Source organism: Sphingomonas sp. GW821-FHT12D09 (assembly GCF_058807215.1).
This window is the reverse complement of the sequence record NZ_JBXAQL010000003.1, coordinates 1-25,032: the sequence shown is the minus strand read 5'-3', so window position 1 is coordinate 25,032 and position 25,032 is coordinate 1. Positions and strand designations below refer to the sequence as shown.

At 67.9% G+C, this 25,032-nt stretch carries 24 protein-coding genes; 4 read left to right on the top strand and 20 right to left on the bottom strand.

Features of this window, described 5'->3' with window-relative positions:
* Nucleotides 1-14: 14 nt before the first annotated feature.
* From AC1RPL_RS13755 to AC1RPL_RS13710, 10 genes are all read right to left on the bottom strand, one after another.
* Nucleotides 15-296, bottom strand: coding sequence for a hypothetical protein (locus tag AC1RPL_RS13755; protein WP_493069878.1), 282 nt, complete (start codon nt 294-296; stop codon nt 15-17).
* A complete protein-coding gene (locus AC1RPL_RS13750) occupies nt 293-2,224 on the bottom strand; it encodes a chemotaxis protein CheA (RefSeq protein ID WP_493069877.1) in 1,932 nt (643 codons plus the stop codon). Before AC1RPL_RS13750 ends, AC1RPL_RS13755 begins: the two co-directional genes overlap by 4 nt.
* The gene (locus AC1RPL_RS13745; RefSeq protein ID WP_493069876.1) at nt 2,224-3,066 is read right to left on the bottom strand and encodes a CheR family methyltransferase; all 843 of its coding nucleotides are present in this window, start codon (nt 3,064-3,066) and stop codon (nt 2,224-2,226) included. The genes AC1RPL_RS13750 and AC1RPL_RS13745 overlap by 1 nt, the downstream gene beginning before the upstream one ends.
* Complete coding sequence (gene cheB, locus AC1RPL_RS13740) at nt 3,063-4,178, bottom strand: chemotaxis-specific protein-glutamate methyltransferase CheB (RefSeq protein ID WP_493069875.1); 1,116 nt, start codon at nt 4,176-4,178, stop codon at nt 3,063-3,065. Before cheB ends, AC1RPL_RS13745 begins: the two co-directional genes overlap by 4 nt.
* Nucleotides 4,175-5,524, bottom strand: coding sequence for a chemotaxis protein CheW (locus tag AC1RPL_RS13735; protein WP_493069874.1), 1,350 nt, complete (start codon nt 5,522-5,524; stop codon nt 4,175-4,177). Before AC1RPL_RS13735 ends, cheB begins: the two co-directional genes overlap by 4 nt.
* Nucleotides 5,521-7,449, bottom strand: a complete 1,929-nt coding sequence (locus AC1RPL_RS13730; protein WP_493069873.1) for a methyl-accepting chemotaxis protein — start codon at nt 7,447-7,449, stop codon at nt 5,521-5,523. The genes AC1RPL_RS13735 and AC1RPL_RS13730 overlap by 4 nt, the downstream gene beginning before the upstream one ends.
* A gap of 74 nt (nt 7,450-7,523) precedes the next feature.
* Complete coding sequence (locus AC1RPL_RS13725; RefSeq protein WP_493069872.1) at nt 7,524-8,186, bottom strand: hypothetical protein; 663 nt, start codon at nt 8,184-8,186, stop codon at nt 7,524-7,526.
* 32 nt (nt 8,187-8,218) lie between these two features.
* Nucleotides 8,219-8,932 (bottom strand): gamma-glutamyl-gamma-aminobutyrate hydrolase family protein, encoded by a 714-nt coding sequence (locus tag AC1RPL_RS13720; RefSeq protein WP_493069871.1) that lies wholly within the window; start codon nt 8,930-8,932, stop codon nt 8,219-8,221.
* Nucleotides 8,929-9,888, bottom strand: coding sequence for a serine O-acetyltransferase EpsC (gene epsC / locus AC1RPL_RS13715; protein WP_493069870.1), 960 nt, complete (start codon nt 9,886-9,888; stop codon nt 8,929-8,931). The genes AC1RPL_RS13720 and epsC overlap by 4 nt, the downstream gene beginning before the upstream one ends.
* A 7-nt stretch (nt 9,889-9,895) precedes the next feature.
* Nucleotides 9,896-10,537 carry a peroxiredoxin gene (locus tag AC1RPL_RS13710; protein WP_493069869.1) on the bottom strand — a complete coding sequence of 214 codons (642 nt, stop codon included), beginning with the start codon at nt 10,535-10,537 and terminating at the stop codon, nt 9,896-9,898.
* Nucleotides 10,538-10,748: 211 nt separating this feature from the next.
* Between AC1RPL_RS13710 and AC1RPL_RS13705 the strand changes: the two genes are divergently transcribed.
* Nucleotides 10,749-10,937, top strand: coding sequence for a hypothetical protein (locus AC1RPL_RS13705; protein ID WP_493069868.1), 189 nt, complete (start codon nt 10,749-10,751; stop codon nt 10,935-10,937).
* Nucleotides 10,938-11,031: 94 nt separating this feature from the next.
* The gene (locus tag AC1RPL_RS13700; protein WP_493069867.1) at nt 11,032-11,547 is read left to right on the top strand and encodes a hemerythrin domain-containing protein; all 516 of its coding nucleotides are present in this window, start codon (nt 11,032-11,034) and stop codon (nt 11,545-11,547) included.
* On the opposite strand, the gene AC1RPL_RS13695 is transcribed toward AC1RPL_RS13700, so the two are convergent.
* Complete coding sequence (locus AC1RPL_RS13695; RefSeq protein ID WP_493069866.1) at nt 11,544-11,792, bottom strand: ACT-like domain-containing protein; 249 nt, start codon at nt 11,790-11,792, stop codon at nt 11,544-11,546. The genes AC1RPL_RS13700 and AC1RPL_RS13695 overlap by 4 nt on opposite strands.
* Before the next feature lie 7 nt (nt 11,793-11,799).
* Nucleotides 11,800-12,867, bottom strand: coding sequence for a Glu/Leu/Phe/Val family dehydrogenase (locus AC1RPL_RS13690; protein ID WP_493069865.1), 1,068 nt, complete (start codon nt 12,865-12,867; stop codon nt 11,800-11,802).
* 130 nt (nt 12,868-12,997) lie between these two features.
* Between AC1RPL_RS13690 and AC1RPL_RS13685 the strand changes: the two genes are divergently transcribed.
* Entirely contained in the window at nt 12,998-13,459 is a 462-nt protein-coding gene (locus AC1RPL_RS13685) for an Lrp/AsnC family transcriptional regulator (protein ID WP_493069864.1), read from the top strand.
* Between the two features lie 101 nt (nt 13,460-13,560).
* Here AC1RPL_RS13685 and AC1RPL_RS13680 read toward each other — a convergent pair whose 3' ends face one another.
* From AC1RPL_RS13680 to AC1RPL_RS13650, 7 genes are all read right to left on the bottom strand, one after another.
* On the bottom strand, nt 13,561-14,745 hold the full coding sequence (locus tag AC1RPL_RS13680; protein WP_493069863.1) for a dipeptidase: 1,185 nt from the start codon (nt 14,743-14,745) through the stop codon (nt 13,561-13,563).
* Entirely contained in the window at nt 14,742-16,316 is a 1,575-nt protein-coding gene (locus tag AC1RPL_RS13675; RefSeq protein ID WP_493069862.1) for a serine hydrolase, read from the bottom strand. Before AC1RPL_RS13675 ends, AC1RPL_RS13680 begins: the two co-directional genes overlap by 4 nt.
* A complete protein-coding gene (locus AC1RPL_RS13670; protein WP_493069861.1) occupies nt 16,313-17,440 on the bottom strand; it encodes a YkvI family membrane protein in 1,128 nt (375 codons plus the stop codon). The genes AC1RPL_RS13675 and AC1RPL_RS13670 overlap by 4 nt, the downstream gene beginning before the upstream one ends.
* A complete protein-coding gene (locus tag AC1RPL_RS13665; RefSeq protein ID WP_493069860.1) occupies nt 17,437-18,474 on the bottom strand; it encodes an N-acetyltransferase DgcN family protein in 1,038 nt (345 codons plus the stop codon). Before AC1RPL_RS13665 ends, AC1RPL_RS13670 begins: the two co-directional genes overlap by 4 nt.
* A 14-nt stretch (nt 18,475-18,488) precedes the next feature.
* Nucleotides 18,489-20,681, bottom strand: a complete 2,193-nt coding sequence (locus AC1RPL_RS13660; protein ID WP_493069859.1) for a TonB-dependent receptor — start codon at nt 20,679-20,681, stop codon at nt 18,489-18,491.
* A 132-nt stretch (nt 20,682-20,813) separates the two neighbouring features.
* A complete protein-coding gene (locus AC1RPL_RS13655; RefSeq protein WP_493069858.1) occupies nt 20,814-21,836 on the bottom strand; it encodes a dipeptide epimerase in 1,023 nt (340 codons plus the stop codon).
* Between the two features lie 4 nt (nt 21,837-21,840).
* Nucleotides 21,841-23,817 (bottom strand): serine hydrolase domain-containing protein, encoded by a 1,977-nt coding sequence (locus AC1RPL_RS13650; RefSeq protein ID WP_493069857.1) that lies wholly within the window; start codon nt 23,815-23,817, stop codon nt 21,841-21,843.
* 147 nt (nt 23,818-23,964) lie between these two features.
* On the opposite strand from AC1RPL_RS13650, the gene AC1RPL_RS13645 reads away from it, so the two are divergent.
* On the top strand, nt 23,965-24,594 hold the full coding sequence (locus tag AC1RPL_RS13645) for a helix-turn-helix domain-containing protein (RefSeq protein ID WP_493069856.1): 630 nt from the start codon (nt 23,965-23,967) through the stop codon (nt 24,592-24,594).
* Between the two features lie 57 nt (nt 24,595-24,651).
* Here AC1RPL_RS13645 and AC1RPL_RS13640 read toward each other — a convergent pair.
* On the bottom strand, nt 24,652-25,032 hold a 381-nt coding region (locus tag AC1RPL_RS13640; protein WP_493069855.1), incomplete at its 5' end, for an autotransporter outer membrane beta-barrel domain-containing protein.

The window sequence follows — 25,032 nt, the reverse complement described above, 5'->3', positions numbered from 1 at the left end:
ATCAGGGGGTTATCTTATAAGGAGGAAGCGGCATCACCGGTATCTTTTTGTTTCGCATTCAACTCGATCAGTTTTCCGAGTGCGAAGTCGCGGAGGAATGCGTCATCGGTATGTCCGGCGAGCGGGCGGCCCGTGGCGTGCAGCAGCTGGACGACGGCCAGGTGCGCACGGGTCAGGCCGGTCACGTCCACGATATGGCCGGGATGTTCGAGCAGCGCGGCGAGCAGCGGCTCGGCATCCTCGACCGTTGCTGCGCCGGACAAGAGGATGCGGCCATTCTCGATCGAAACACTCATGCGACCAGCTCCGGCAGGTCGAGGACCAGCAGCACGCCGCCATCGGCGAGCATCGTCGTGCCGCCGATCGCCGGCGCGGCCGCGAGCAGCCCGGCGGGGGCGCGGACCGCAGCCTCGAAGCGCTCGCCGAACGCCTGGACGCGCAGCGCAGTGCGGCTGCCGCCGACATCGGTGACGACCAGCCGCGCGTGCTCGCCGGTCGTCGCGTCAAGGCCGAGCAGCGCCGCGAGATCGAGCACCGGCACGGTGGCGTCGCGCAGGACGCAGGCATGGCCATGGCCGACCGGCTGGATCGCGGCGGCATCGACCCGCACGGTCTCTACCACCTGATCGAAGCGGATGCCGAGCCGTTCGCCGCCGGCCGAGACGACGAGCAGCGGCACGGTGATCGCATTGGCGGGCAGGCGCAGATGCACGCGGGTGCCCGCGCCGATTTCGCTGTCGATCCCGATCGTGCCCTGCAGCCGCTCGACCGCGGTCAGCACGGCATCCATGCCGACGCCGCGGCCCGAAATGCCGGTCACCTGCGCGGCAGTGGAGAAGCCGGGCAGGAAGATCAGCCGCAACGCTTCGGCATCGTTCAGCGCTTCGGCGGCGTCGGCCTCGATCATCCCCTTGGCGAGGGCCGCCTTACGGATCGCGGCGGGGTCCATGCCGCGGCCATCATCGGTGAGCAGGATCGCGACGCTATCGCCCTCGATCCGCACCGACAGGGCGATCTTGCCCTCGGCCGGCTTGCCCGACGCCGCGCGGGCCTCGGCCGGTTCGATGCCGTGATCGACGGCGTTGCGGACGAGATGGAGCAGGGGCTCGAACAGCGCATCGGCGATCTGCTTGTCGACTTCGGTGGCTTCGCCGGTGAGCGTGAAGCGGATCGGCTTGTCGAGGCTGGCGGCGGCTTCGCGGGCGAGGCGGGGCAGGCGGCGGAGCACCGGTTCCAGCGGCACCAGCCGTACCTGCGCCACCGCGCGGGTCACGTCGCCGGCAACGCGCTCGATCGCGTCCTGCACGGCACGCAGCTCGGCGGCGAGCGCGGGATCGAGCGTGCGCAGCCGATCGGCGAGCGGCGCCAGCGCGCGTACCGCGACGCCAAGGTCGCCGCTGCGGCTCGCCAGCCGATCGAGCTTGGCGGCATCGACGCGCAAGGTGGTCGCGGCTTCGGCGTGGTGGGATGTCGCCAGTACCTCGGACGGTGCCGCGGCTACCAGGCGAACGATCTCGACCTGATCGGGGACGAGGCGGAAGGCGGCGCGCACCGCATCGGGCTCGGCGGCGCTCAGGCCCTCCAGCACCGAGAGGCAGCGGAACGGCTCATATTCGTCCAGCGCGGGCCAGTTGCCCCCCGCTGGCAGCACGGTGAGCGCGAGCAGGTCGGGAACCTGGGCGGCCAGTGCGAGGGGATCGTCGCCTCGGAAAAAACATTCCGGATCGGGCGCGTAGCGGAAGGCCGTGGCGGCGCCCGCGTCGAAATCGGGCCGCGCGCGCAGGGCCTGCAGCCAATCGGGTTCGGCGCCGCTTTCCGGCGTCGCGCTGTCGGCGCCTGGCGCGCGGTGCCCGGAGGTGAGCAGGTCGAGCAGACGCTTCGCCTCGCCCGGGGCGGCGGCGTCGAGCGCGCCGTGATGCTCCATCGCGTCGATCCAGCGATCGGTCTGGTCGATCACGGCGACCAGCGTGTCCAGCAGCACCCCGTCCAGCGCCCGATCCCCGCGGCGCAGCGCCTCGAGCCGGGTCTCGGCGGCGTGGAGCAGTGTCTCGGCGGGTGCCATGTCGAACAGCGCGACCGAACCCTTGAGCGTGTGGACGGAGCGGAACAGGCTGTCGCGCGCGGCACCGTCGCCCGGCGCGCGGCCCAGGGCGATCAGATCGCCATGCGCCTGGGCCACCAAGTCGCGGCCTTCGATCAGGAACTGTTCGAGAAGCTCGTCCATCAGTTGCGACGATAGACGATTGCCTGGGGCAAGCGAACCAGTTCGAAGCGCTCGTCGATGCGGGCCATGGATTCGCTGTGGCCAAGGCAGAGATAGCCGCCGGGGTGCAGCGCTTCGTGGAGGTTCTCGGCGGCGCGGGTGCGGGACTCCTCGTCGAAATAGATCAGCAGGTTGCGGCACAGGATCACGTCGAACCGGCCCTGCGACAGCACCGATCCGCGGTCGTTGAGGTTCGCCTGGGTGAACAGCACGGACTCGCGCAGATCGTCGACGATCTTGCGGCGGTGATTGTGCTCGCGCTCGAAATAGGCGGCGACCAGCTTCTCGGGCAGCCGTGCCAGCGCGCGCGCCGCATAACGCCCCTCGCGCGCCGCATCGAGGGCGTGCGTGTCGATGTCCGAACCGACGATCTCGACATTATAGGCATCGACCAGCGGCCAGTTTTCAAGCAGCCAGATCGCGATCGAATAGGCCTCCTCGCCGGTGGAGCAGGGCATCGCCCAGATCCGGACCAGGTCGCCGGGACGCTTGGTGGCGATGATCGCGGGGAGGATCTCCTGCGACAGCGCCGCGAGCTGGTGGTCTTCGCGGAAGAAATAGGTCTCGTTGATGGTCACCGCGTTGACGAGCTGCTGGCGCTCGTGCGGGTCGCGGTCGAGCAGCAGCAGGTAACGCGCGACGTCGCTGGTGGCGGTGCGGCGCATCCGCTCGGCGACGCGGCGTTCCAGATAATAGCGCTTCTTCTCGCCGAAGATCATGCCGGTGGCGCGGTAGACGATCGCGGCGATCCGCTCGAGCGATTGCCCGGTGAGTACCTGCTCGGTCATCGGTCCGGTGCTCATGTCCGTGCCCAGTCGACCAGCTGCGCGGCGATGGCATCCAGCGGCAAGACGAGATCGGCACCCTCCAGCGCGACCAATGCGCCGGGCATGCCCCAGACGACCGCGCTTGCCTCGTCCTGGGCGATGACATGGCCGCCGTCCTTGCGCAGTGCGGTCATTGCCCTGGCGCCGTCATTGCCCATGCCGGTCATCAGCACGCCGACCAGCGCGCCAGCGTCGAAGATGCGGCGGGCGCTTTCCACCATACGGTCGGCGCTGGGGTGCCAGAGCAGGTCCTTCTGCATCGGCGCGGCAAGGACATGTGCTTGGCCGGCGCGGCGCGAGAAGACCAGATCGGCGTCGCCGCGCCCGATATAGGCTTTGCCAGGCATCAGCGGCGTGGCGCTGCTTGCCTCGACCACTTCGAGTGCGCAGTGGCGGTTGAGCCGGCGGGCGAGCGGGCCGGTGAAGCTGGCCGGCATGTGCTGCGCGATGACGATGGGCCAGGGGAAATTGGCGGGCAGCGGTTCGAGCAGGGCTTCGAGCGCGGGCGGGCCGCCGGTCGAGACGCCGACGAGCACGGCCTGGATGCCGGAAAGCGGGGCAGATTTCTCCCCCGTCCGGAAGGTCGACGGAGCGGCTTTCGGCTTTCGCGATCTGGTGCCGGTCGGCGGCACCGGCTTGAGCCCGGGCCTGGCGGCACGCCGCACCCGCTCGGCGAGGCGGGCGCTGCGCGGGATGCGGGCGCTGGCGGCGCTGCGGACCTTAGCGACAAGATCGGGGACGATGTCGTCGATCTCCAGCGAGATCGGTCCGCGCGGTTTGGCGATGAAATCGATCGCGCCCAGGGCCAGCGCCTCCAGCGTCTCCTCCGCGCCGGCCTCGGTGAGCGAGGAGACCATGACGACGGGGCAGGGGCGCTCGATCATGATCCGGTCGAGACAGGCGAGGCCGTCCATGCCGGGCATATGGATGTCGAGCGTCACGACGTCGGGGGCAAAGCCCTCCAGTTTCGCCAATGCCTCATCGGCGTTGCGCGCGGTCTCGATGATGAAGTCGCCGGCCTCTTGGAAGATCTCCAGCAGCAGCCGCCGCATCAGCGCGGAATCGTCGACGATGAGCAGGCGCGTCATTGCGCGGTGCGGACGAAGCGTGCGGCGAGATCGCGTTCGGCGGCGGAGAACAGGGCTTCGGGTTCGAGCAGGAGCAGCGCTTCGCCGGCAAGCTGCAGCGCCTCGCCATAGATTCCGGCGGCGAGCATTTCGGGAAGCGGGGCCGGGGCCAGGTCGGCGCGATCGGCATGGAAGGGCGCGCCGAGCGCATCGACCAGGAAGCCCAGCCGGGCCCCCGCCGCCTTGACCACGAGCATCCGCTGCCGGCGCCCTTCGGCGGGGCGGCCGGTCAGCCGCATCACCTGGTCCACCATGGCGAGCGGCTCCCCGCCGATCGAAGCCACGCCGACCAGCCAGGCTGGTGCGCCGGGCAGGGAAGCACAGCGCGCGGGCCGAGCGAGCACGCGCTCGACGGAAGCGAGCGGAAGGCCGAGCCGATGTCCGCCGAGATGGACCGGGAGGATCTGGAGCTGGTCGCGTCGGACCGCGGCCTGCACGCGCTCGGTCCTGTCGCCGGCGAGCAACAGCCTTGTCTGTTCCTCGCTCAGCAGCTGGTCCGCCGCCAGCACCGAGACCAGCCGGCCGCCGGCGGGCCGGCAGATCGCGGTGATCCGCGCCTCACCCTCGCTGCGTGCCAGCGTGGACGGCACGGGATCGATACGCGCAGTGGCGATGTGCAGCAGCCCCTCGACGCGATCGACCAGCAGGCCGAGCCTGTGCTTGCCGATCCGGACGACGACGATCCGCTGGCGCGCGTCCGTCGCACCCTCGGGCATGGCGAGCAAGGCGGCGAGCGAGAACAGCCCCAGGGTCGCATCGCGGTGCGCGATCGTGCCGATCACCGCGCGATCCGCGCCGGGCAGGCGCGCGATGTCGCCAGGCACGCGCAGCACTTCCTCGGCCTGTTCGAGCGGCAGCGCGAAGCCCTGGTCGCCGATGGCGAAATGCAGCAGGGCGACATGCTCGTCCGTCGCGACAGGTTCGCGGCGCTGGCGCAGCCCGGCGCCTTGCCGGGCGGCCTTTGCGCGGATGGGCAGGGCGGCGTCGAGCAGCGCGTCGAGTGCAAAGGCTTCGGTCCCGTCGCCGCCGGTGAGTCGCTCGACTCGATCGACGGCGAGCGCGGCGCGGTGGCTGCCGCCGAGCACGAGCAGCTGTTGCGGTTCGCTCGCGTCGGTGGAAAGCACCGCCAGCGTCTCGCCGCGCACGATGCCGAGGCCGAGCAGCTGGGGCGGCGCGAGCGGCACGCGGGTGAGGCGCGGGATTCGGGCGATCTCCCGCACCGCGGATGTCGGCAGCGCATAGCGCTTCGATCCGGCGCGGAAGACCAGCCGGGCGCCGCCGCCCGTTTCGGGTCGCGCGGCCGTCACGCCGCGGGGGCGAGCGAGGCGGCGAGCGACGCGATGTCCTCGATCGCGGCGGCGAGGAGCTCGGTGCCCTGCGCCTGTTGCGAAGCGGCCGCGCCGGCCTGGCGCGTGGCATCGGCGGCAAGCTCGGCGGCTTCGGCGATCTGCTCGGTACCGCTCCTCACTTCGCGGGCGGCGCGCTGGATCGCGTCGGCGCCGTCCAGGATCACGCGATTGTCGTCGCGGGTCAGGCCAAGCTCGGTCGCCATCTCCGCGAACCGCTCCAGCATCGCCTGGTTGCGCCCGGCCTCGGTTTCGCCAGCCGCGGCGAGCTGGTTGAGATCGCGCCGCACCGCGCCGATCTGGTCCTGGATCGCGCGGACGACATCCTTGCCGTCCTCGGCATTGGCGGCGAGCGTGCGCGCCAGCTTGCGGATGTCGGCGGTCACCGTCGCGAAGCCCTGCCCGGCCTCGCCGGCACGCGTCGCTTCCACGGCACCGCTGACGCCCAGCATGTTGGTCTGCAGCGCGGCGAGCGCCATCGCATCGGCGATCTTCTCGGCCTGGCGGGTGCGGTCGGCGAGTTGCGTGAGCAGGTCGAGCACGCCGCGCGTCTCTTCCACCGCGTTGCCCATGCCGGCGACGAGGCGAGACAGCCCTTCGCTACCTTCGCCGACGGTGGCGACGATCGTGTCGAGCCGCTCCATCGCCTCGCCCGCGCGCCGACGGGCAAGGTCGGCGCTCGCCTCGATCTGGGCCATGGCCGTGCCCGCCTCGATCGTCGCGGCGCTCTGGATCTGGGCGCCGCGGGCGATCTGCTCGATCGCGATCTGGATCTCGGCGGAGGCACCGGAAAGCTCTTGTACCGTTGCCGACAATTCCTCCGCCGCCGCGGCGACCTGCTCGGCGGCGCTCCTGTCCGCAGTGCTGGCGGCAAGCGTGTTGCTGAGTTCGGCGAGCATCTCGGCGGTTTGCTGGCTCTGCTCCAGCGAGACGGACTGCTGCTCGATCGCTTGCTGTGCCTGGGCCGCGGCGGAGGATTGCTCCTCGGCAGCACTGGCCACCTGCTCGGCGCCGCGCTCGGCTTCGGTTGCTGCGCCTTCGGCCTGGATCGCCGCGGCCGCGATATCCTCGGCGCCTTGCAGCACGACGCCCAGCGCACGGCTGGCATCGCCCAGCGACGCGCCGATCGTGGTGCCATTGCGCGCCTGCTCGGTTGCCGTCTCGCTCGCCGCGCGGACGCGTCCGGCGATCGTCTGCGCCTCGCGCACGATCGCATCGGAAAGCGTACGGATTTCGTGCGCGCTCGCTTCGGACGCTTCGGCAAGCTCGCGCACTTCGTCGGCGACGATCGCGAAGCCCTTGCCGGTCTCGCCTGCCCGGGCGGCCTCTATCGAGGCGTTGAGCGCGAGCATGCCGGTCTCCTCGGCCAGCTCGCCCACCGTGGCACCGACTACACCGATCCGAGCGGCCGCGGCCTCGAGCTGGTCGATCACCGAGACCGTGGCGAGCTGGCGGCGCGCATTGAGCTCGATCGCCGAGACCGATGCGTCGATCTGCACCTGTGTCTCGAGGAACGAGATGCGCAGCCGCTCGGTCTGGCGGCGCGAGGCGGCGGCGCGCAGATTGGCTTCGCGGAAATTGGTGCGCAGATGGCCGATCAGGCCGAGCGACTCCTGCGCGGCACCGGCGGCTTCCTCGGCGCCGCTCGCCATCTGCTCGACGCTGCTCTGCAGCTCGGCGGCGGCGGACGAAGCCTCGCCGAGGCCGCTCGCCAATTCCTGCGTCGCCTGGTCGAGCCGCTCGATCGCCGTGGTGGGGCGGCGTCGGCGAGTGGCCGGCATACTGCGCTTGGGCTTGGCAGATGGGGGCGCCGGTTCGGTAGATTCGGCGGCCGCCGCCTTGTTGCTGGTGCGCTTGGAAAACGCAGCCTTTTTCACCAGGGCCATGAATGTCTCACTCGTCTCGCGTGCGGCTAAGCCCCTGCCATAGGCGAGCTATCTCCATGGCGCCATAGCATGGGTCAGCTGTGCGGATCGTGATCGGGATCGGCGGCATGCGCGGCGCCGCCCAGCCCAATCCCGGCGCCGAGCCCCATGCCGGTGCCCATGCCGCCACCGCCGCCTTTCTCGCCGCCGCCAGACTTGTCGCGATCGCCCTTGCCTCCACCCGAGCCGGAGGGGCGCGTGGGGCCCTGGGGCGGGATGACCAGATCGCGCGGGATGGGATCGAGATCGAGCGCCTTGCGAATGAAGACGCGTAGCGAGACGACGAGCTCGTGCAGATGCACCGGCCGGCCGGCGACCAGTTCGCCCACCGCCTGCGTCGCGAGGCGGACCTGCGGTTCGGTGCCAAGCAGGATGATGTCGGACAGCGCGGCCTCGACCGCGTCGCGGATGCGGCGGGGGCGTTCGGACAGGGCCAGCGGCTCCGCTTCTTCTCCGCGGATATCGCGCAGATGGCGGGGATCGACGGCCAGGTCGCCGGTGAAGGAGCCGCCAATGATGCGATAGGCCGCGATCAGCGTGCGCAGCCGCTCGTTGATCTGCCGGTTCATTCGCTCGCGGCGGCGCTGGACGGTGAGCATCATCGCGAGACGGATGCCGACGCCGACCAGGGTGACGAGGACCAGCCCGACCAGGGTGGCGGTGATGCTCTGCCAGGAGCTGATGTCGATGCCGCGCATGGAGTTGCCAACTCCGGAGAGGCGCAATCGGTTCAGGCGGCGAGCGCTTCGCCGATCAGGCGGAAGAATGCGCGGCTGCCGGCCTGGCGCTCGACGTCCCATTCGGGATGCCATTGCACTGCCAGCACCTGGGCGCCGTTGGGGCGGGCGGAGAAGCCCTCGACCAGGCCGTCGTCGGGCGACAGCGCCTCCACGCTCAGGCCGATGCCGAGACGGTCGATGCCCTGGCGATGGACCGAATTGACTGCGAGCCGGCGCTCGCCCGTCGCGGCGGCGAGGATGCCGGCTTCGTCCAGCGTTACGTCATGGCCATGGGCGAACAGGCATTCGAAAGGCCGGCCATCGTCCTCGAGATGATGCCCGTCGAGATCGCCGCGCAGCGTGCCTCCGAACAGCACGTTCAATTCCTGCAGGCCGCGGCAGATGCCGAACACCGGCCTGCCGGCTTCGATCATCGCATCGGCAAGCGCGAGCGCCACTTCGTCGCGCTGCTCGTCGAGCGGAGTCTGATCCCAGCCGCCGTCGCTATAGCGATGCGCGGCGACGTTCGAGCGCGATCCGGTGAGCAGCAGCCCGTCCAGCCGGCCGGCGAGCGAACGGGCGTCGAAACTGTCGGTGAGCGCGGGCACCAGCAGCACGGTGGCATCCGAAAGCTTGGCGAGCGGCGCGATGAAGCGGCTGGCCACGACCTGGACCGGCCGCTCCGCGACTTCGTTGCAGCAGAGCACCCCGATCAGCGGCTTCATGCGCCATGCTCCGCCAGCCGTGCGCCGATATGGTGCGCCTGGGTCTCCTCGAGGAGGACCGCGCCGGGCTGCACCACGACCGAGTGCGGCGGGACATCGTCGAGCAGCCAGACATTGCCGCCGATCGTGCTGCCGTGCCCGATAGTGACGCGGCCGAGGATCGTTGCCCCGGCGTATATGATCACATCGTCTTCCAGGATCGGATGCCGGGCGAAGCGCGCGCGCGGGCCCGCGGGCGCCAGGCCCAGCGGGCTGCGGCCGCCCAGCGTGACATGCTGGTAGAGGCGGACGTTGCGCCCGATGATCGACGTCTCGCCGATCACCACGCCGGTGCCATGGTCGATGAAGAAGCTCGGGCCGATCTTGGCGCCCGGATGGATGTCGATCCCGGTGCGCGCATTGGCGAGCTCGGAGACGATACGCGCGACAATCACCGCGCCCAGTTCGTGCAGTTCATGCGCGATGCGGTGGTAGCGAATCGCCAGCGCGCCGGGATAGCTGACCAGGATCTCATCGACGCTGCGCGCTGCCGGATCGCCGATAAATGCCGCTTCGACATCGGCGTCGATCGCCGCGCGGATCTCGGGCAGCGTCGCGGCGAACAGACGGACGATCGCCTGGCCCTGGTCGGGATCGAAGGGTTGATCGGCTTCGCGCTGCCAATAGTCGAGTTCGGCTTCAATCTCCTGACCGAGCAGCGCAAAGGCCTGGCCGAGCCGCTCCGCCACGAAATCATCCTCGCGCGCCAGCCCGCCGCGAAAGCCGCCGAGCCGGGCGGGGAACAATGCTGCCGATAGATGCTCGATCGCCTCGGCCAGTGCGGCCGGCGAGGGGAAGCGGGTCACCGCGTGTCGCCCGGCCTGGCGTTCCCGCCAGGCCGAGCGCGCGGCATTGAGCGCGGAGACCGTTAGGGTGATCTCCGCCGTGAACGGCGACGAGAGCGGATCTGCCGTCACGATTGGCTCAATGCACGATATCGGGCTGCGCCACGGTGCGCAGGTACGGCGTGTGCTCGGTCCAGCCTGCCGGGAACAGCGCGCGGGCTTCCTCCGGCCCCACGGCGGGGACGATGATCACATCGCCGCCCTGCTTCCAGTCGGCCGGCGTGGCGACCTTGTGGTTCTCGGTCAGTTGCAGGCTGTCGATCGTGCGCAGGATCTCGTCGAAATTGCGCCCGGTCGATGCCGGATAGGTGAGGGTGAGGCGCACGCGCTTCTGCGGATCGATCACGAACACGGTGCGCACCGTCACCGTGTCCGATGCGTTGGGGTGGATAAGGCCGAGCAGTTCCGAGATGCGCCGGTCGACATCGGCGAGCAGCGGGAAATTGAGCGAGGCCCCCTGAGTGCGGGCGATGTCGTTCGCCCAGTCTAGGTGGCGGTCCACCGGATCGACCGACAGGCCGATCACCTTGACGCCGCGCTTGTCGAACTCCGGCTTGAGGCGGGCGACGGCACCCAGCTCGGTGGTGCAGACCGGAGTGAAGTCGCGCGGATGCGAGAAGAGCACGACCCAGTCCTTGCCGGCCCAGTCATAGAAGTTGAGCGTGCCGAACGTCGATTCCTGGGTGAAGTCGGGAATGGTGTCGAAGAGCTTGAGCGACATGGGATCACCTTGCGCATGGGGTTTCAGGCCGGTGGCGGCGCTTTTGCGAGGCCGCCTGATGCACGACAGAATATCCCACTAATCTAGTAGGTGAATAAACAAATGCTTCTGCCCGGCAATGCTGAAACTAGGCCCCGCACGTTCCGGCGGCGGAACTAGCGGGCCCCGCCTGGAGTTGTGCGCAAGCGACAATCGATTCCGGGAGAAAGCCATGTCCAAGTCCATCATCGAACGCGGGCTGGAGCTGGCGAATAGCGGTGCCTATCGCCGTGTCGAAGAGATCGAGCGCGAAGTCTCGTTCGAAGGCTATACCAATGCCGCGCAGCACTTCGCTGCGCCGACCTTCCGCAAGCAGCTGCGCGGGTTGATGCAGTCGGCGCGCGTGGCGCGGGCGGGCTGACGCAGCCGGGCCTGCCAGGCCTGAGAGTCGTTCGCAGCAGGAACTCCCTCCATCGCGGCGCTTTGAATCGTCCAAGTGAACAGGGAGAATTTCCGTGGCCGATCAAGAATATACCGATGCCATCGCATTGCTGAAGGCCGACCACCGCGAGGTGGAGAAGCTGTTCGAGAAATATGAGGCCGCGAGCAGTGCGACGGCGAAGAAGAAACTCTCGCACCAGATCTGTGTGGAGTTCAAGATCCACACGTTGCTGGAGGAAGAGATCTTCTATCCGGCCTTCCGCGGCAAGATCGAGGACGACACGCTCGACGAAGCCTATGTCGAGCATGACGGCGCCAAGGTGCTGATCAACGACATCGAGGCGGGCAGCCCCGAGGACGATTTCTACGACGCCAAGGTGCATGTGCTATCGGAAGAGATCACCCACCACGTGCACGAGGAGGAGATGCCGTCCGAGGGCATGTTCGCCCAGTGCCGCAAGGTGAAGGATGTCGATCTGGTGGCGATGCGTGACGCGATGCTCGCCCGCAAGGAAGAGCTGATGGCGCAGGAAAAGGCAAGCGGCCTGCCGCCGGCCGAGCCGCGTGTTGTGAACCTGCAGCCGGCCTAAGCCGGCACCAGTGCGAGCGGTAGTCCGTCAAGGGCTACCGCCTCGACGCCGATGCAGCGCGCCATCTTCTCGGCGAGGATGATGCCAAGCCGGCCGCCGGGGTCATCCAGTTCGAGCCACAGATTCATCATGCCTGCCGCGACGCGGACCTCCATGTCCGGCGCGGGCAGGTCATGCTGCGCGGCCAGGCCGATCAGGCGGCAGAGCAGGGCCGCGCTCGACTCGCCTACAATGTCGAATCGCATGGCAGACTCAGGCGGCTTCGCGGACCGAGGGCACCGGCGCAGCGGTGATCCGCGCGCGGGCGAGCACATCGGCGACGCGGTGCGGTGCCAGTCCTTCGCGCGCGGCATAAGCGAGCACGGCGCCCAGCCGCAGGCCGGTCGCATGGACGCGGGTCGCCACCTCGTCGGTGGTCCAGCCGAGATATTCGCCGGCGACACTGATGATCCCGCCGGCATTCACGACATAATCGGGTGCATAGAGGATGCCGCGATCGGCGAGCCGGTCGCCGTCCTCTGGCGTGGCGAGGACATTGTTGGCGGCGCCGCAGACCACGCGCGCCCGCAGGCGGGTGACCGCATCTCCGTCCAGCACCCCGCCCAGCGCGCAGGGGGCGAAGATCGCGCAACGGGCGTCGAGGATCGAGTCCCGGCCCATGATCTCGGCATCGTAACGGCAGGCGATCTCGGCGGCGATGCCGGGGCGCGGCTCGGCGACGATGAGCCGCGCCCCGGCCGCATGCAGCATCCCGCACAGGGCCGATCCGACATTGCCCAGGCCCTGCACGGCGACGCGCACACCCTTGAGTTCGCTGCCGAGCTGGCGCCGCGCCGCTTCCTCCATCGCCAGGAAAACGCCGCGCGCGGTCCAGGGCGAGGGATCGCCGCCGGTGCGGCCGTCGCGCGGAGGAAGACCGGCGACATGGCGGGTCTCGCCGCGTACCGCTTCCATGTCCGCGACGCCGGTACCGACATCCTCGGCGGTGACATAATCTCCCTCGAGGCGCGCCACTGCCCGGCCGAACGCGGCGAACAGCTTGCGCCGGTCGAAATTGCCCTGGGGCAAGTCGAGCACGGCCTTGCCACCGCCCAGCGGAAGATCGGCCATCGCGTTCTTGTAGGTCATGCCCTCGGCGAGCCGCATCGCGTCGCCTACCAGGGCCGCGTGGTCGCGATAGTGCCAGAGCCGGCATCCGCCCGCAGCCGGCCCGCGCCGGGTCGAATGGAGGACGATGACACCGCTCAACCCGGTCTCGTCGTCGCGCAGCATTTGCACGCTCTCGGGCGGCGTGGCGGAAACATGTGCGGCATCGACCATGAAAGGGCTCCTGAAATCCTGAGGTGACTCTTCCATGGTTTTGCAGGATAAAATGGTCTTCTTTGCGGAGTGCTGCAGCATATCGGCAAGATATAACCCGATTTCGTTGCATTGGAGAACAGATTTGCCCATGGATATCGATCCGTTCGAACGCAAGATCCTCCAGGTGCTCCAGGAGGATGCCTCGATGCCCACCGCCAAGCTGGGCGAGATGGTGGGGCTGTCGAGCTCGCCCTGCTGGCGTCGCGTCGACCGGCTGGAGAAGGACGGGATCATCACGAAACGCGTCGCGCTGGTCGATCGGCAGAAGATCGGGCTGAACGCGCATATCTTCGCGCAGGTGAAGCTCAACGCGCATGGCCGCGCCAATCTCGACGAGTTCGCCGCGGCGATCCGCTCGTTTCCGGAAGTGCTGGAGGCCTATGTGCTGATGGGCGTGTTCGACTTCATGCTGCGCATCGTCGCCGCCGATATCGACGCCTATGAGCGCTTCTTCTTCACCAAGCTTTCCAAGCTGCCCGGCATCCAGGAAATCAACTCGACGGTAGCGCTGAGCCAGGTCAAGGCGACGACGGCACTGCCAATTCCTTAGGCCTCTCTTCGTCATCCCGGCGAAAGCCGGGACCCAGAGCCACGAGCGATCAAGTCGGAGAAACCCTGGACCCCGGCTTTCGCCGGGGTGACGACATAGGGTTATCTCGTCGCCGCCTTCTCCGCCTCACCCAGGATGCGCAGGATGTTGCCGCTCCACATCTTGGCGAGGTCCGCGTCCGAATAGCCCGCCGCGCGCAGCCGCTCGGTGACCTTGGGCAGCGCCGAGATGTCTTCGATCCCCGGCAAGCCGCCGCCGCCGTCCCAGTCGGCGCCGAAGCAGACATGATCGACGCCGGCGACTTTGATCACGTGCTGGACCATCTCCATGTAGCGCTCGAAATCGACACCCCACATCGGCTGGGTCTTGTCGAGCGCGCGCCACTTGCGGGTCAGCTCGGCCTGATCGGCGGGCGAGAGGTCGGCGATATGCTCATACTGGGTGAACAAGGCCGCGCGTTCCGGCCCCATGTTCATGTTCGAGAGGAAGATCGTGCTGACGCAGATCGCCCCGCCCTTCGCCGCGAGCTTCTTGATGCGTCCGTCATCGAGGTTGCGCGGATGATCGAATGCCCAGCGACCGCTGGAGTGCGAGAGTAGGAGCGGCGTCCTCGACAGCTCCAGCATCTGGTCGAAGCTGTCGTCCGACGAATGGCTGGCGTCGATCACCATGCCCAGCCGGTTCATCTCCGCCACCCATTTGCGCCCGAGGGGAGAGAGGCCGTTCCATTTCGGCTTGTCGCCCGAAGAGTCGGCGAACTGGTTGTTGGCGCCGTGCACCGGGCCCGCCAGCCGCACGCCGCGATCGTGGAATTCCTTCAGGAGCGAGACGTCCTCGCCCAGTTCGTAGCTGTTCTCCATGCTCTTGAAACCAACCAGCTTGCCCTCGCGGTTCAGCCGGAGCGCGTCCTCGGGGGTAACGGCCCGGCCGATCTTGTCGGGGAATTTGGCGAGCGTGGAATCGATCAGGTCGGAGCGGCCGCGCGCGTAGGCGAGCGCATCGGCATAGCCCTTGGGCGTGAGCGGACCCTGCTCGGTGTAGATTGCGAAGAAGCCGCCATCGAGCGCGCCGCCCTCCATCCGCTCCATGTCTACCTGGACTAGGTCGGTCGCCGGATCATGGTGACCGGCGAAGCTCCAGCCTGGCCGAGCAAAATGGATCGGGGTGTCGAGATGCGTGTCGAGCACGAGGAAGTCGGCATGCGACTTGGGCGCAGGCGCCGAAGCCTGGGGCACGGTCGCGCAGCCGGAGAGCAAGAGGGCAAGGAACGCGAGACGCTTGGTCATTTCTTGTCTTCCACCGGACGCAGATCGAGATCGCGATAGTCATAGCTGAAATCGGCGATTGGGCTTTCCGCCTTCATCGATACCCGCGCCACCTTGCCATCCGCGTCGAGCGCGAAGGTGACATAGGCCGGCTCGATCGCCTTGTCGTCGAAGCGCGTGAAGAAGGTGTCATACTGCCAGTGGACGAGCTTGCCGGCCATGCGCGGCGTGGTCCTGAAGTCGATGCGCAGGCCGTCGGTCGCCTGGGTCACCGCAACATCGCCGTACCAAGCATCGCGATAGGTGCCGGCATAGCGTTCGAGCGGTAGGGAAGGCCCGACCTTGGCCGGTGCCGCCTTCGCCGCGGACAGTGCCGCCTTGCCGCCCGCCATCCGGTTGGTCATGAATTCGCCGAAGCGCTTGGGCCAATCCTGGTCGGGCAAGCCGAGATAATGGTCGACCAGCATGTGCGCGACGCCGCGCAGCAGCGCGACTTCCTCGGAGTTCACCACCACCGCGATGCCGACATCCTGGTCGGGCAGCAGGATGATGTGGGTGATCGATCCGAACACGCCGCCGCCATGCGAGATGATCCGCGCGCCCTTGTAATCCTCGACTTCCCAGCCGAGCGCATAGGTGCTGAACTTGGGGCTGAGCGGCGCGAGGCTGCCGGGATAGGGGGTGAGCGGCTGGACGGTGACGCCCTTCCACATCTCCGCCGCCTGGGCCGGGCTGAACAGCTGGCCGCCACCCGGCAGCGCGCCATGCCCGAGCTGGATCTTGAGCCATTGCGCGAGATCATTGGCACTGAGCGCGAGGCCGCCCGCGGGCATCGCGGCGCGGCCCAGCTCCTCGCGTTCGTCGAGCACGCTATTCGGCCCGTCCCCGCGCAGCACGCCGTTCACCCGGGCATGCGGGAAGGCGCGGTCGGCGGTCGCCCAGCGCGCTTCATAGGTGGCAGTCGCGGTGTTCATGCCGCCGCGCTTCAGAACCTCGCTCGTCATGAAGTCTTCCCAGCTCTTGCCGCTGACTTCCTCGATCAGCTGGCCGGCGACCATGTAGAGGATGTTGTCGTATGCGTAGCTGGAGCGGAAGCTGGTGGCGGGCTTGATGAAGGCGAGCCGCTTGACCGTTTCCTTGCGCGACAGGCTGCCGCGGGGGACGAAGAGCAGGTCGCCGGCGCCCAGGCCCAGCCCCGAATGATGGACGAGCAGATCGCGCACCGTCATCTCGCGCGTCACCCAGGGATCGTACATGCGGAAATACGGCATGTGGTCGATCACCTTGTCGTCCCAGCCGAGCTTTCCCTGGTCGACCAGGATGGCGAGCGCGGTGGCGGTGAACGCCTTTCCGGTCGATCCGGTCTGGAAGATCGTGTCTGCATCGACCCTGGCCGGGTCGCCGAGCTTGCGATAGCCCCAGCCCTTGGCGAGCGTGGTCTTGCCATGCTCGACGATCGCGACGGCAATGCCGGGCGCGCCGGTCGCCTTGCGCAGCGCTTCGATCTTGACGTCGAGCCCCAAGGGCGGATCGGCCAGCGCGGACGTGGCGAGCGCCAATAAGGGCAGCGCGAGCAAAAGACGCAGCTTCATGCGGGAATCTCCTGGGGAGGGGTGGGTCGGCGAAGCAAGCGGAACAGCCCGATCGTCATCAGCGGCAGCACGAACACGGCGAGGAACAGGTAGGCGAGAAGCCGGTAGCCGCTGGCGATCAGCCCGATCAGCCCGACCCGGTCGGCGACGAACATGCAGACGAGCAGCAGTCCGCCAGCGATCGCGGCGCGGGCCTGGGCCCCAAGCTCCAGGCCGCGCCGCCGTCGCACCACCCCCGCCACGCGCTCATTGATCGCATGCACCGCGCCGGCGCCGCTCTCGAGCAAGGCCGCGAAGATCATCATCTGGAATGCCCAATGGAACACCGGCACATTCAGCTGGCGCAGCAGGAAGTCCGACGGCAGCGTCTCGGCGCGGATACCGGGATAAAAGGCGATCATGCAGGTGAAGAACAGGATCGCCGGTGCCATCGCCAGCGAGCCTGCGACCAGGCCGGCGATCACGGCGTCGCGCTTGCTGGTCAGATGCCGCAGCACCGGCAGGATCACCACCGCGCCGATGATGTTGTAGCTGGCATAGGTGAGACCGCCGCTCGCCCAGCCATCCCAGGGCGCCGGAGTCGCGAACCCGTCGGCGATGCGGTCGCCGAAACGCCACAGGCTCAGTGCCAGGAACAGTGCGTAGACGGCGTAGAGCAGGAAGGAGACATATTTGAACACCCCCTCCACCGCCTTGTTGCCCAGCGACACGGTGGCGAGGATCGCCAGCGCCAGCGCCAGTGTTCCGACCAGGCTAGGCCAGCCGAACATCGCCGCGCCGATCGCGCCGGCGCTCGCCCCGAACACGGCGAGGATCAGGACGACGAAGACGATGTAGGCGCCTTCGAACGCGATCCAGGCGGGGCCGAGCAGATCGGCGAAGAAGGCGCGATAGTCGAGCGCGCCGATCAGCCGCGCATAGGCGAAAGCAGTGGCGGCGACGATGCTCCAGATCAGCATCGCCAAGATCATGCCGGCCAGCCCGCCCCAGGGGCCGGCGGGCAGGAAATACTCCGCCAGCTCGCGCCCGGTCGCATAGCCGCCGCCGATGATGACGGCCTTCATCGCGAAGCCCGGCAACAGGAAGCGCTGGAACCAGCTCGATCCTGCCGCCGGCGCGGTCATGCCAGGCAGCTTTCGACCAGCGCATCGAAGGCAGGACCGCCGCGCACCGGATCGGCGACGGGCAGGCCGAGCCTTTCGCTTTCGCGCCGCATGACCTCCAACGCCTCGGCTTCCCCCAAAGCCGAGGTGTTGAAGCTCACCCCGCCGCAGCGGATATTCGGGTTGGTCCGCTTGCCGAGCGCAGTGGTGAGGGCGATGATCTCCTCGATGCTCGCCACCTTGTAGCCGGCGGTGCCGAGCATTTCGGTGCGGCCGGGCTCGTGGCAGACGACGAACACGTCCGGCTGGCTGCCATGGAGCAGGCCGAGCGACACGGCCGCATAGGCCGGGTGCGCGAGCGATCCCTGGCCTTCGACGACGTCCCAATGCCCGGACGCGGCATCGGGCGAGAGGATCTCTGCGGCGCCCGCCTCGAAATCGGAGACCACCGCGTCCATCGGCATGCCGCCGCCGGCGATCATGATCCCGGTCTGGCCGGTGGCGCGGAAGCTCGTGTCCAGCCCGCGCGCCTCGAAGGCGCGGGCCAGCGCGAGCGCGGTGTATTTCTTGCCGAGCGCGCAATCGGTGCCGACGGTCAGCAGCCTTTTGCCGCTGCGCTTGCGCCCGCTGGCGACGGGAATGTCGATCGGCGGCACGCGGATGTCGATCAGCCGCCGCCCAAGCAACGCCGCCGTCTCCGCCAGTTCTGGAATCTCGGCCAGCCGGACGTGCATGCCCGAGACGATGTCGAGCCCCGCTTCCAGCGCCTCGACCAACGACTTGCGCCACGATGCCGGGATGACGCCGCCGGGATTGGCGACTCCGATCACCAGCCCGCGCGCGCCCTTCGCCGCCGCTTCGGCGGGCGTAAGCTGCGGCAGGCCGGTGGTGACGGTGGCGCCGCATGCGAACTCGCCCACGCACTTGTCCCCGGCCCAGTCGCGCAGCCCGAACGCCGTCTTGGCATAGCCCGGTTCGGTCGTGTCGCCGAGGAAGAGGAGGTAGGGCTGCGGCAGCACCAGGGCGGTGCTGCGCGCGCCGAAGGGGGCGTTCATTCCCGGGCCTCCGATCAGAATGCGAGGTCGAGCGCGAGGCCCAGCGTGCGCGGCTGGACCGGCACGGTGGAGAGATAGCCCGGATTGACCGTGGCCACGCTGGTGGTGATCCGCCCCTCGCTATCGGTCAGGTTGCGGGCATAGGCGCGCACCGTCCATTTCTCGGCGATCGTGACCGAGGCGTTGAGGTCGAAGGTCGCATAGCCATCGACCGGTACCGACAGCGGATCGCTCGCCACTGCCGAGATCCGGTCGCCCACGATACGGATTGCGCCGCCGACATGCGCGGAAGTACTGCTTCCGAGCGCGAAACTATACTCCGCGGTCATCGCCGCGGCGAGCTTGGGCACGTTGGGCAGCTGCGCGCCATCGGCGCAGTTCGGTGTGGTCTGGGTGCACTTGGCATCGGTATAGGCGAAGTTGGCGCCGACATCGAACCCGGCGACCGGCTGGATCAGCAGCTGCGCCTCGACGCCCTGGCTGCGCGCGGTGCCGGCATTGACCAGGCCGTTGATGCCGTTGGAGAAGGCCTGGGCCACCTGAAGGTCGTTCCAGTCGAGCAGGAAGGCCGCGGCGTTGAACGTCACCTTGCGATCGAGGAAGCGCGCCTTGATGCCGGCCTCATAGCTGGTCACCGTCTCCGAATGCACCGTCGCCGGGAAGCCGGGCAGGGCGATGTTCGGGCCGCCCGGGCGATAGCCGCTGGCGGCGCGGACATAGAGCATCGTATCGCGGTCGAGGTTGAGCTGCGGGCTCACGCTCCAGGTTAAATTCTCTTCGGACGAGCTGCCGTCGCCGCCGCTGTTCAGGCCGGCCAGCGGGATCTGCGTCAGCTGGGTGAAGGTCTGGTCGTTGCGCGCCCAGCGCACCCCGCCGGTGATATGAAACACGTCGCCGAACTTGTAGGTCGCGTTCCCGAAACCGGCATATTCCTTGTAGGTGTTGGGCAGCGCGACCACCGCGAAGGGATCGAAGCCGGCGAGCGGCGCACCATTGGCGTCGAGCGCGCGGACCAGCTGGTCATGGGTGTTGTCTTCGTTGGTGTAGAAGAAGCCCAGCTGCCACTCGAACCGGTTGCTCGAGCCCGAGGTGAGGCGGACCTCCTCGGTCCATTTCTTCTGGTGGAGCGTCGCCGGATAGGGCGCGAACCCGCCCCAGATCACGCCATAGACGCGCGAGGCATCGGTGGTCTCTAGGATCTTCAGCTCGCTATGCGACGTGGTCGAACTCAGCTCGGCAAAGCCCAGGTCATAAGCGATCGAGCCCGAGAAGAACTTGAAATCGCTGTGGAAGGGCTCGGAAAGCTGCTGGTTGGTGCTGAGCCACGAGGCACCGGGCGCCAGCGGTGCCGGGCTGCCCTGGGTTTCGTAGAGGATACCGAAATCGTCCGATTCCGTCCGCTGCCACAGGCCGCTGAGCTTCACCGTGAGCTTGCTGTCGGGCTTCCAAAGCACTGCGACGCGGGCGCCCTGCTGGACGGCGTTGTTGACGTCCTTCTCGCCGGTCAGGACATTGTCGATGAAGCCGGGCGAGTTGCGGCGGGAATAGCTGCCGCTGATCGCCAGCTTGTCAGTGACGATCGGCAGGTTGACCAGCGCGTTCGCGGCCCAGCCCATGTCGCTGCCATGCGCGATCGTGAAGACCTCGCCGCCGGCGCGGGCCGAGAATTTGGTCAGGTCGGGCTGCACCGTGACGTACTTCAGCAGGCCGCCGATCGAGCTCGCGCCGTACAGCGTGCCCTGGGGCCCGCGCAGCACTTCGAGCTGGTCGATGTCATAGGGCAGCAGGTCGAGCGAAAAAGTCTGGGCGCGGTTGTAGATGCCGCTGGAGCCGATCGGCGCATCGTCTAGATAGATGCCGACGGTGGCGCTCGGCCCGATCGGGGCGACGCCGCGCAGCGACAGGGTCGAGCGACCCGGCGAGCCGGCATTGTCGACCTGGAAGCCGGGGACATAGGCGGCATAGTCGGCGAGCTGCGAGGCGCCGCTCTGCTGCATCTGCTCGCCGCCGACCACGCTGATCGAGATCGGCACGTCCTGCAGCCGCTCCTCGCGCTTCTGCGCAGTGACGACGATCTCGTCGTCGCCTGCGACCGCGGATTGCGCGGCGGCAGGCGCCGTATCCTGCGCGAACGCGGCGCAGGGCAGCAGCAGCGCCCCCGCGGCGACGGTAATCAGCAGATTGGCCCGATCGGTCTTGCGCGTCATCGTTCGTCTCCCCCTCGGAGTTCGATGTCACTCGCCCTGCCAGATGGCGGGCAAGAAAGCGGCTGCAAGTGCAGCTTATGCCTGATCAGGATGCTATTATCCTGATCAGAGAAGAGTCAATCCAATTTGCAATTAGTTTGCGAGTGATGCCGAAAGGGCACGGTGGCCCCAGACGGCTTCCGGGCAGTCGATGCTGCCATCGCGATAGACGATGCCGGGCGCGCGATCGGCGGCGAGGAACGTGGGACCGTCGAGATCGACCACGTCGCAGAGCTGGCCGAGCAGCCACGCCGGTGCCATCGCCCAGCTCGAGCCGACCATGTTGCCGACCATCACGTCGAGTCCGAGCGCGCGCGCGCGCTCGGCAATGGCGATCGCCTCGGTAAGCCCGCCGCATTTGTCGAGCTTGATGTTGACGGTGTCGAAGCGGCCGACCAGCGCATCGACATCGTCGAGCTTCAGCACGCTCTCGTCGGCCGCGATCGGGATCGGCGACTTGAACCCATCGAGATCGGCCTCGCGCCCGCGTGCCAGCGGCTGTTCGAGCAACGCGATGCCGCAATCGACCAGTGCGGAGACCAGCGGATCGAGCTCGTCGGCCTTGAACCCCTGATTGGCATCGACGCCGATCCAGCATTCCGGCCGCGCCGTCCGCACCGCGCGTACCCGGGCGATATCGAGATCGAGATCGCCAGTGAGCTTGAGCTTGAGCGCGCGGGCATCGGCATAGGCGAGGGCGCCTTCGGCCATCACGCCGGGATCGTCGGCGCCCAGCGTGAAGGTGGTGAGCAGCGGTTTTGGCTCGGGCAGCCCGGCGAGCTTCCACACCGGAACGCCTTCGCGCTTGGCGTCCAGTTCCCACAGCGCGCAGTCCGCGGCGTTGCGCGCGCCGCCCGCCGGCAGCGCCGCCTGCAATTCGGCGCGGCGCATGCCGTTCGCCAGGTCGCTCCGCACCGTCTCCAGCGCGGCGACCATCGTCGCTTCATTGTCGCCCAGATAATAGACGCCGCTCGCCTCGCCGCGCCCGGTGTGGAGGCCGTCACTCAGCGTGACGACCACCACCGGAGACTCGGTGAAGACATGGCCGGAGATGCGGAACGGCTTGGCAAAGGGCAGCCGTTCCACGGCGATGTCGAGCGAGCGGCGCATCACCATGTCCTCAGAACTCGGTCCCGAACGAGACCAGGTTGAAGGCCAGCGCCACCCAGAGGATGAAGAACACGCCGAGGACCAGGAGCAGGCTCCATATCCGGGCGAACCAGCTGCGCTTGGTGCTCCATGCGAGCCATGCGTTCCAGACCGACAGCCCGAACATCCCGAAGAATGCCAGCGTGCCGACGAACTGGACGAGCAGGATCAGCCAGTCGGTCGAGCCATGGCTCTCGAAATCCTCGAGCCCGGTGATCACCACCCCCCAGAGGACCAGCACCGCCAGCACCAGCCAGGCGAAGCCGCGCAGCACCCGGTAGGTGCGTCGCGATTCGCCGGTCAGGGCAAGCTGCGCGCCGTAGCGGCGGCGGGCGAACCAGCCGACCGGCCAGGAGAGGGCGGTGAGCAACACCACACCCACGCCGAACAGCAGCGCCGGGATCAGCCAGGCCGAGTCGAGCGAGGTCGGCGTGCGGTACCAGATCATGAAGGGCGAGACTTCGCCGAAGCTCCAGCGTGCGACCTTGCCGTCGATCACCTGGGCGGCGAGCCGCTCATGGCCATAGGCATCCTGCCAGACGAAGGGCTCGACTTCGATCAGCTTGCGCGGCGCGCCGCCTGGGCTGGTCAGCGCGGGAATGACCGGGCGGCCATCGGCGTCGAGGCCCACCTTGGTGTCGCCGAGCAGGTTGATGATCTTGGCGAAGTTCGAGTCGATGCGGCGGCTGTTGGTCCAGCTGCCGACGAGCAGCTTGGCATGCTCCTTGGCGGTGGGTAGCTCCTTGGGCGGGGCATTGTTCGCCGCCGGCAGGTAGCGATCGGCGAAATCGTCGAACAGCGAGCCGCGCAGGACGCGAGTCACCCCGTCCTTGCCGCTGCTGTTCATCGAGATGTAGAGGCCGATCTTCTCTTCCGGGAAGATCCACAGGTCGCTGTGGAAATAGACCGTGTCGCCGCCATGCGCGATCGCGCGGTGGCCGTTGATGCGCTGCTCGTAGAAGCCGAGCGCCATTTCGTTGATCGCCGGGATCGCGCTGGGCTGGGCGGTGTGCATCAGCTTGGCGGTCTCGGGCTTGAGCAGCGGGCCGCCATCGGCAAGGTGCGCGATCATGAACTTGGCCATGTCGCCGCCGCTTATCGCGGAGGCGCCCGCCGGCGCCATGCCGATCAGCTCATAGCCCTTGGCCGGGCCCGAGCCGAGCTCATAGCCCTGCGAGGCGAAGGGCTTGAGCCGATCGGGCAAAGGCTGGCGGAAGCTGGCGTACTGCATGCCGAGCCGAGCGAAGATGTTCTTCTCGATATAATCGTCGAACGGCACGCCAGAGACGCGCTCGACGATATAGCCGGCCAGCGCGGTGGCGTAGTTGGAATAGGCTGGGGTGCTGCCCGGCGCATAGATACGCTCGGGGATGCGGTGCTTGAGCACGTCGCCCAGGCTCGGCACCGGCTTGTTGAAGGTCAGCAGGCCCTTGATGATCTCTTCGAAGCCCGCCGTGTGCGTCATGATGTTGCGCAGCGTGATCGGCTTGCCCTGATAGGGTGGAATCTTGAAGTCGAGATACTGGTTCACATCGGCGTCGAGGTTGAGCTTGCCGGCCTCGACCAGCTGCATCACCGCGGTCCAGGTATAGAGTTTCGAGGTCGAGCCGGGACGGAACAAGGTGGTCGCCGGATCGACTGGCTTGCGCTTGGCGACGTCCGAATAGCCGAAGCCGCGCTGCGTCACGACCTGGCCGTCCTTGACGATTACCACCACCGCACCGGCGACGTCGCCGCGCGCCAGGGCATAGGGCATGAAGCCGTCGAGCCAGGCGTCCGCATCGGCCTTGGTCAGGTTGGCCGCGACCGCCGGCTGAGTCGCCGGCGCGCTGGGCGCGTTGGTCTGGGCTACCGGCGTGAGCGGTGCGGGGGCCTGGGTGAAGGCCGGCACCGATATCGCGATGCCCAGCAATCCTGCCGCAAGCACCCCTAGCGAATTTTTCCACATAAGCGCGTCCCTCCTCTTCCCCCGCCTGGACTCCGGCATGTCCGATTGCGCCGGTATGAGTCTGCGGCTAGGCTACGAAATGTAAATTGATACGCCTGATTGGGACATGATGATCCTATTCGGAAAAATGTCAAACCGAGGTGCACCATGGCTACGCGGCTGAAGCCCGAGCATCCGACGCTGGGAACGCTGCTCAAGGCGCTACGCGCCCGGAACGGCTGGACGCTCAAGGAGATGAGCCTGAAGAGCGGCATCCCGGTATCGACCCTGTCCAAGGTCGAGCACGACCGGCTGACGCTGACCTATGACAAGTTGTTGCAGCTCAGCCAGCGACTCAACATCCGCATGTCCGAGCTGTTCGCAGAGAATGATTCGGCGCCCGAGGCCCAAGTCACTGCCCGGCGCAGCATCGGCGATCTCGATCGCGCGGTGCGGGTGAACACGGCGAACTACGACTATTACTATCTGTGCACCGAGCTGCGCCGGAAGCGGATGATCCCGGTGATCACCAAGGTGCGCGCCAAGACCGCCGAGGAGTTCGGCGATCTCGTCCACCATTCGGGCGAGGAATATATCTACGTCGTGAGCGGGCGCATCGTCGTGCACACCGAATTCTACGATCCGGTGACGCTGGAGGCCGGCGAATCGATCTACATCGATTCGAACATGGGCCATGGCTATGTGACCGGCGACGGCTGTGACGAGGCGGTGATCCTCGGCGTCTGCTCCAGCGCCGAAGACGGGTTGATGGATTCGCTGCTCAACCTGCACGGCTGAGGCCGGCTCCGCGGCGCGGCTGGCGGTGGCGGGGGCCGAGACCCCCGCCAAAGCCGTTTAGAACCCGATCTTGACCCGGACGGATGCTTTTCCTTCGCGGGTATTTTCGCCGGCGGCGCCTTCGAGGGCGATGCCGAGGCGGACGTTCTTGCTGGCGCGGGCATCGATGCCGACGCCGAGGGTGCCGAGCACCGGTGCGGTGCGGGCGCCGGCGATGGTGAAGGCGCCGGTGCCGACGGGCGCGCCGGAGAAGCGCATGTTGCCCAGCGTGTCGAGGTCGCCGGCATTGTAGCGCACGCCTGCGCTCACCCATGGCATCGCGGTGCCCGAGCCGGTCTTCACGCTTGCGCCGAGACGGATCTCGCCGGTCGCGGTGAACAGGTCGCGGCTGGCCGCGGCGACCTGGAGGCCGAGGCCGCCGGCGGCGTTCTCGGTGAA